The 1,213-nt window shown below is 30.4% G+C and carries 1 protein-coding gene; it reads left to right on the top strand.

The features are described from left to right. Window positions 1-1,071: IS4 family transposase (locus MWH30_RS13720; protein ID WP_248664665.1), on the top strand; the 1,071-nt coding region annotated here is incomplete at its 5' end. Between the last annotated feature and the right edge of the window lie 142 nt (window positions 1,072-1,213).

Raw genomic sequence — 1,213 nt, 5'->3', positions numbered from 1 at the left:
TTAAGAGTATCTAATAATGAAAACTTACAAAAAGTTCTTAGACTAAAATCAATCAGTGCTTCTCAATTATCTAGGAAGTTAAGAGACTTACCGCCATCTTTAACTTACAAGATATTTAAATATTTAGCTCAAGAAATATTAATTGAAAGAGGAGCTGAATATTTAAGGCGAAACTTAAATCAAGTTCACTTAATAGATGCAACTACAATCACAATGGCTCTATCCCAGTATAGATGGGCTGATTTTCGTAAGACTAAAGCTGGAATTAAAGTTAACTTACGTGTTGTTTTTGATGGTGATAAGACTATTCCGGATAAAGCTGTCATCTCTCCTGCTATAGAAGCTGATAAGACAAAAATGGATGATTTAGTAATAAGCACTACTGCAAATGCTTTGCATATTTTTGATAGAGCTTATGTTGATTATGAAAAGTTTGATAATTATACTGAAAATCAAACTCTATTCATATCAAGACTTAAAAAGAATGCTCTAGTAGAGATCATTGATTCTTCAACAACTTTAGTTGATGGTAAAAAAGTTAAAGAAAGTACTATTAGATTAGGCAATCCAGGGATAACTAGAATGAGAAATAACCTTCGCTTACTAGAAGTCCCAGATGATCGTGATCCAAATAAGATTATACGTATTATAACTAATGATTTTGAGCGTAGTGCACAAGAAATCGGCGATTTATATCGTAACCGCTGGCAAATAGAACTATTTTTTAAATGGATCAAACAGCATTTAAATGTGCAAAAACTTCACGGTTTCAGTCAAAATGCAGTAGAGAATCAGATCTTGATTGCGCTAATAACTTATTTGCTATTAAATATGTTCAAGAAAAGAGCTAAAACAACTAAGACTCTATTAACAGTGCAAAGAATGCTTATCACCTGTAAATATGATACTTTCGAGGAGTTTATCAAGAAAATTAATAAACCTCCTTCTAAAGAATCACTTGGCAGGAGAAAAATAAACTACGATGAAATATTCGAATTCACCTATCAACAAGTAATAGAAGGTAATATAGAACATTTATACAGCACTGATTATGATCCCTTAGTAGTCTAAACTAACAAAAATTGCTCAATTGTTATGGCGCATAAAATAATATTGTGCAAAAATATGGTCAAAGGCTATCCTCAATAGGTGTTGCTTTTTTATCTTATTTGTATTTATTTACATTTAAGGGATATATAATTAATAAAAATTT

Origin of the sequence: Fuchsiella alkaliacetigena (genome assembly GCF_023227765.1) — a bacterium.
In the GTDB taxonomy this organism is placed as follows: Bacteria; Bacillota; Halanaerobiia; order Halobacteroidales; family Acetohalobiaceae; genus Fuchsiella; species Fuchsiella alkaliacetigena.
Note: the sequence above shows the minus strand (reverse complement) of the source record. Positions and strands in the feature narration are given on the sequence as shown.